The organism is Thalassospira sp. MCCC 1A01428, assembly GCF_002115825.1.
GTDB lineage: Bacteria > Pseudomonadota > Alphaproteobacteria > Rhodospirillales > Thalassospiraceae > Thalassospira.
The window spans coordinates 1-5,099 of record NZ_JFJZ01000096.1; the positions used below are offsets into that span (position 1 = coordinate 1).

Consider the following 5,099-nt stretch of genomic DNA (forward strand, 5'->3'; position numbering starts at 1 on the left):
CCGACATCTCGAAAAGTCACACCGGAAACTTAAGGATTTGCGTAGCCGCGCCGAACATGCCCTGAGCACCTTTGGCGTTGGCAGCGACACAAGCGAACTCAAAGCCTGGTTCGAGGACAATACCGAACAAATGCGCCTCACCCGTCTTGACATTGACCGGGAAAAACGCGCTCTGGCGGAGCTGTCTCCCCCTACCAACATTCGGGAAATCCATGCGCGCTTCGCCAAAAACATCGAAAAACTGCGGGTCTGGAGCCGCGACCCCGAAGCTGTCACCCAATTGCGCAATACAATGAAAAGCTACATCATCACCGCCCATTGGGACCCGGACGGCAAACGCTGGTATCGGACCTGCGAGATCGAATACGACTTCCCGGCCATGGTGCGTATCCTCGGACAGAAAAAGTAAACCGGCAAAATTTTGCCGGTTGCCCTGTCCTAAACGTCCATACTCATTCTGTCGGCCAGCCGTGTCATGAGATCCATCCGCTCATGAAAATCGCACCAAAGACATATCCAAATCTGTTCCTTTTGTTCACTTTTGTTTATTTTTGATTGCTTTTTCCTTCGAGAAGGATTATAACGTTTACATAACCAGTGGGGACAGCACTTTGGAAATCACCTTCACCCATAAAGCAAAAAAAGGTCTGTTGCGTGTTCCGGCAAAAATCCGCAACAGCATTTTGCAGAAGCTGGACCTTATTGCTCAAAACCCGCGCCGGACCGACCTCGACATCAAAAAAATGAGCGGCGTTGAAGCCTATCGCTTGCGGGTTGGCACATACCGGGCCATTTACACCGAAGATGGTGTCATTCTTGAAGTTCAGAATATCGCGCCGCGTGGCGAAATTTACAAAAGATAGGAGACATCATGTCACACCAGATTATCTATCAGGACGACAAGCCTGTTTTTGTTGTCGTTCCTTATGACGAATGGATTGCAAATCGCACCGGGGCGGAAGATGCCGACGACGCCGAAGATCTGGCAGCCCTGCACGACGCCCTGCAAAATGACGATGGACGCCGCTACCCCATTGACGTGATCAAACGGCTTTCGGCGAGCGAAAACCCGCTGAAAGTCTACCGCGAACACGCGAGCATGACACAGGAAGAGCTTGCCGCCCTTGTCGGTGTCACCAAAACCTATATCGGCCAGATCGAACGGGGAGAACGCTCCATGTCTGACCGCTTGCGCGGCAAACTTGCCGCCACCCTGAACCTTGACATTTCTGACCTTACCCCGTGGCCCCAAGACTGAAGAGAGAAAGGCGCAATAAAATGAGGGTATCCGGATTACAAGGTTGAAACAGGACTATTCGTTCGCCCTACAGCGTCAGAACGACAATCCCCGCTTTAACGGGGGACCGCCGTTCTGTGCCACGAAACACGAAGGGCGGTTAAAACTGAAATCCGATTTGCCCGGTGCTATCCGTCTTTGTAAGAACACCCTGAAAGTCGCTGCTGGAAATCTGAACAAAATCCGGCATCCGCTCCAACCGGCCCTGACGATATTTCGGATCAATATTCGTCATCTTCCCGGCTTTGGCATATTGGCAAAAAATGATGGCGGCGGCCTCATTAACGCTCACAGGTGGCCATTCTGCATAAAAATGCGACTGAAAACCCGTTTCGGAAATAAACGGCAGGTCAAGGTCAATGGCGTTGAATTCAAAGCGGCTGCATATGTCGAGTGGACAGGTAAAACCCACCAACACCCGACCATGATCCGTTTCCAACACAAACAACCCGTTCTGTCCCCAGTGCGGAACATCCTCGTCTTTAGCGGCAAGGGCCGCTGTCATCACCGTTCCTGCCCCGTCTGGCGCAAAGATGCCAAATTCACCCTTTGCACCATTGGCTGACACAATCAAAGCCCTGAAATCCTGTGCAGCCTTTTGCGCGGCATCACTCTCATTTGCCCGGATGGCGGCATCGAATTGACGGGCAATCTGTTTGGCAGCCTGAATATCGCGATCTGTTACCGTGTGCATCTTGGGTATCCCTTTCCTGAATGACAACCGAAGGACCGGTCTGGCCGGTTCAACTTCTTCCCGTCGTCAAAAAAGGGTGAATGCCGTCAAGCTGAATATGGGATGTTCAGGCCGTCAAGGCCTGAACCGGGACCCTGATTCTGCTTTACGGCAGAGGGCGAAGCCCTGGCTGCGGCCTATCCACACGTTCAAAGTTTCGGTCAAAGCATCTTCATGAGAATAGCCAATAGGCCGTATTCCTGGTCTCCAAAAATAAACCGGCAAAATTTTGCCGGTTCGTCTATTTTTAATAGTTACATTTTCAATGTAATGATCGTCAGAACTATATTTGGACATGCCCAATACGCGCATGAAGGCGCTTCAATGCCTGATCAACGGTCAGGGACCCATTGGCAAGTTCTTGCAGGTCGCTACGGGTTTGATGATCCACCTCAAGGCCTTCGAGCTTCTGATTGGCAATAATGCTCGCCACCTTGCAATGGCGGCTGTGTGCTTCTTCCTGCGTTAAAGACACGATCCAACTCCTCAATCCGGTATCAGCAGACATTATAAATCAGAAATCATTGTTTTCCCGATGATTATACAAAGACCCCATATCAAAGAAACTCTTCAAAATGCGCACGAAACCGGGGATATTTTTCGACAAAGGCAGCCAGGTTCCTGCGCACCAATTCCAACAGGAAATCATTATCCGGATCAAGATTGTGCAATGCTTCTGCCAGTTCATGCGCCGCGCTCTCATTGGAATATTTTGGGCCCGTCAATAGTCGCTGGATTATGGTTTGCTGCGCACCAACCGACACCCGATACTCAAGTAAATTGCGAATCAGCGTGAAACCCCGACGGGTCAGAATAATGCTCTCATCCCTCGTCATGTGAAAATCTCCTAAACATTCTATTTTCAAGTCCCAACGGGCTGCATCACTGCCGCTTCGCAGGTGTCTTCACCACATAACAGCTTCATCCCGGGCTTTCCCCAAACCTGTGCCGCACAGGACGGGCAGCGATACTTGAGGCGATGGGAGCGGTTTTCTGCCTGAACCGGCGTCACCCGTGCCAATGCCGCCGCACTGGCCGAACCTCCTGTCAAGGCTGCCGCCAGCGCGTGGCTCGGCTGCTGCGGCGGGAAACGGTCCAGCCAGGACAGCGTAAATTCCCGGGTCATCAGGTCCCGACATGCCCGATCAAATGGCCCGTCCCCCAGGATGTAATGGGTCATTTTTTCGCCCACGCGCCGCCCGCCGGGCTTTCCTGTCTTGCTTGGCATCAGGCCAATCACTTCCATACGGTCGGCCCATTCGCGGTTGTGATAGGCACGCCTGCCGGGATCACCGAAGTGATACTGCCAGAGATGTACCATCTCATGGGCCAGCGTAGAGAGCGTTTGCGGAACGGTTCGCACCACGAACCAGGACGGGTTCAGCGCAATCTCGTCTATGCACTCGCCGGTATCACTGCTGACAAACCGCTCGGGCGAAAAATAGCCATAGGTATTCTTCTGACGCTGCAAGGTGATCAGACAGGCTGGCAGTTTGTTTTCAAACAGACCTTCATTGAAATGGCTAAAAGCCTTTTGCAGCTCGCTGTAAAATTCGACACTGGGTAGGGCTTCGGCCAGTTTGTGGATTGCACAATCCATTTTTCACCCCTCCCATGCCGGAAACAGCCGCCCGGCCCGATCCATAAACTGCGCTTCGGCCTTTTGCGGGCTCCAGGGCAGCACATAATCCGGCAAAGGAACGACCGAACGCGGCACAAAGCCGCGCACCAGGTTCCGGTCAACCGCATCGCGATATTCCGTTACCTGCAAACGCTGATCGATGCTGGCAACTTCCGCCACCACATCGGCAGGCCACGGCCAATTCAACCCGGCAAGTTCCGTATAAGACTTGCGGATCGGCAGCACGATCTCCGCTTCAAAACGGTGCCATATCCCAAGCTCCCGCATCTTCTGCTTAACCGGTGTGAGCAAGTCCCCGGTTTCATCTTCCTCGATGTCGTGGATCAGGGCATAGGGTGCGGCCAGACGCGAAACGTTATCGCACGCCATCACACAATGCTGGGCAACAGAGACATCACAGGCCCCGTTCCAGCGCCGCAAATACGCCAGACCTCTGGCTTTACGGGCGAATAAAAGCTGGCAGTAGGAAGAGTGTTTAACGGCAAGAGCATTATCACGCATGACCACTCTCCTGCTGTTCGATGGCGCGCAAATTGTGGCGTACGGTATCGCGCAAACGGGCCGATTTGAGCATGGCATAGAGATAGCCCGCCGGATCACGCACGCCGTGCCGCTCAACCGCAACCATCACCGCCGCCAGCGCCGCCCAACCATGTTTGGCCAACGCCACCTGCCAGACAGCGGGGCGTAATTTAATGTGGCGAGAAAGGATCGATTTGACTGCCGTCGCAACCGCCTGAATGGCGGCAGAGCATGGCTCTGGCCCCATCAGGTCACACAATTCGGCTGCCGTAAGCTGTTTTTGCAAGGTCGGCGACGCCTGAACCATCAAAAACAGGATCTCACTGTCCACATCAATGTCGGTAATTGTCGGGCACGATCTCTGCCCGGGCGTTGCCTGCGAAGCCCCACTTTGTACAAGGTTCGTAGAACCGGGATTTATCTTGTAGGATTTAAGGGGGACAGAAATGTCCACCACCCCGGACTCTATTGCCCCGTCATCTGGCTCATTCGTCATCGCCAGATCGTCCCGTTCAGCCTTCGCCTGTTCGCGGGCGGACTCTATCTTCTGTTCGAGAAATTCTGCCGCCTGGCGCAAGTCATGCAGCCGAGCAGCCAGTGGACGCAAATCGATGCCGGCATTGCCATCCGAACGCCGGTTCGATGCGGAATACCGCCTTACAATCCAGTGATTGGCCTCCAGCAAACATAATGCCCGCCGGATCGACCGTTCATTCTTACCGGTCAATTCGGCCAAACGCCGATTGCCTGGCCAGACCGTCAAGCGGCCACTGCGCCAGGCCCGCACATCATAAACATGCTCGACCAGGAGAATAAGAACACGCACCGATAAATCGGTCAGACAAGGGGATAAACAGGAAATGCCTCGGCTCACGAGACCGACGACCGAAGCCGTGGTCACATCA

The 5,099-nt window shown here is 53.6% G+C and carries 9 protein-coding genes; 3 read left to right on the forward strand and 6 right to left on the reverse strand.

Features of this window, described 5'->3' with window-relative positions; all coding sequences use genetic code 11:
* From THS27_RS25640 to THS27_RS25650, 3 genes are all read left to right on the forward strand, one after another.
* On the forward strand, window positions 1–409 hold a 409-nt coding region (locus THS27_RS25640; protein ID WP_210403023.1), incomplete at its 5' end, for a hypothetical protein.
* A gap of 202 nt (window positions 410–611) precedes the next feature.
* Window positions 612–863 (forward strand): type II toxin-antitoxin system RelE/ParE family toxin, encoded by a 252-nt coding sequence (locus THS27_RS25645; protein ID WP_085595769.1) that lies wholly within the window; start codon window positions 612–614, stop codon window positions 861–863.
* Between the two features lie 8 nt (window positions 864–871).
* Window positions 872–1,258, forward strand: a complete 387-nt coding sequence (locus THS27_RS25650) for a helix-turn-helix transcriptional regulator (RefSeq protein WP_085595771.1) — start codon at window positions 872–874, stop codon at window positions 1,256–1,258.
* 139 nt (window positions 1,259–1,397) lie between these two features.
* Here THS27_RS25650 and THS27_RS25655 read toward each other — a convergent pair whose 3' ends face one another.
* The 6 genes from THS27_RS25655 to THS27_RS25680 form a co-directional block, all read right to left on the reverse strand.
* On the reverse strand, window positions 1,398–1,991 hold the full coding sequence (locus tag THS27_RS25655; RefSeq protein WP_085595773.1) for a hypothetical protein: 594 nt from the start codon (window positions 1,989–1,991) through the stop codon (window positions 1,398–1,400).
* 322 nt (window positions 1,992–2,313) lie between these two features.
* Window positions 2,314–2,505, reverse strand: coding sequence for an antitoxin VbhA family protein (locus THS27_RS25660; protein ID WP_085595775.1), 192 nt, complete (start codon window positions 2,503–2,505; stop codon window positions 2,314–2,316).
* 82 nt (window positions 2,506–2,587) lie between these two features.
* Window positions 2,588–2,866 (reverse strand): hypothetical protein, encoded by a 279-nt coding sequence (locus tag THS27_RS25665; RefSeq protein WP_085595776.1) that lies wholly within the window; start codon window positions 2,864–2,866, stop codon window positions 2,588–2,590.
* Window positions 2,867–2,892: 26 nt separating this feature from the next.
* Window positions 2,893–3,630: a SprT-like domain-containing protein gene (locus THS27_RS25670; RefSeq protein WP_085595778.1), complete on the reverse strand. Its 738-nt coding sequence runs from the start codon at window positions 3,628–3,630 to the stop codon at window positions 2,893–2,895.
* Between the two features lie 3 nt (window positions 3,631–3,633).
* Window positions 3,634–4,173: a hypothetical protein gene (locus THS27_RS25675; RefSeq protein WP_085595780.1), complete on the reverse strand. Its 540-nt coding sequence runs from the start codon at window positions 4,171–4,173 to the stop codon at window positions 3,634–3,636.
* Window positions 4,166–5,099: helix-turn-helix domain-containing protein (locus THS27_RS25680; protein WP_139835755.1), on the reverse strand; the 934-nt coding region annotated here is incomplete at its 5' end. The genes THS27_RS25675 and THS27_RS25680, both read right to left, overlap by 8 nt.

Excerpts from the sequence above, each read along its gene's own strand:
- THS27_RS25650 (WP_085595771.1), top strand. The coding sequence starts at position 872 with ATGTCACACCAGATTATCTATCAGGACGACAAGCCTGTTTTTGTTGTC.
- THS27_RS25655 (WP_085595773.1), bottom strand. The coding sequence starts at position 1,991 with ATGCACACGGTAACAGATCGCGATATTCAGGCTGCCAAACAGATTGCC.
- THS27_RS25665 (WP_085595776.1), bottom strand. The coding sequence starts at position 2,866 with ATGACGAGGGATGAGAGCATTATTCTGACCCGTCGGGGTTTCACGCTG.
- THS27_RS25670 (WP_085595778.1), bottom strand. The coding sequence starts at position 3,630 with ATGGATTGTGCAATCCACAAACTGGCCGAAGCCCTACCCAGTGTCGAA.
- THS27_RS25675 (WP_085595780.1), bottom strand. The coding sequence starts at position 4,173 with ATGCGTGATAATGCTCTTGCCGTTAAACACTCTTCCTACTGCCAGCTT.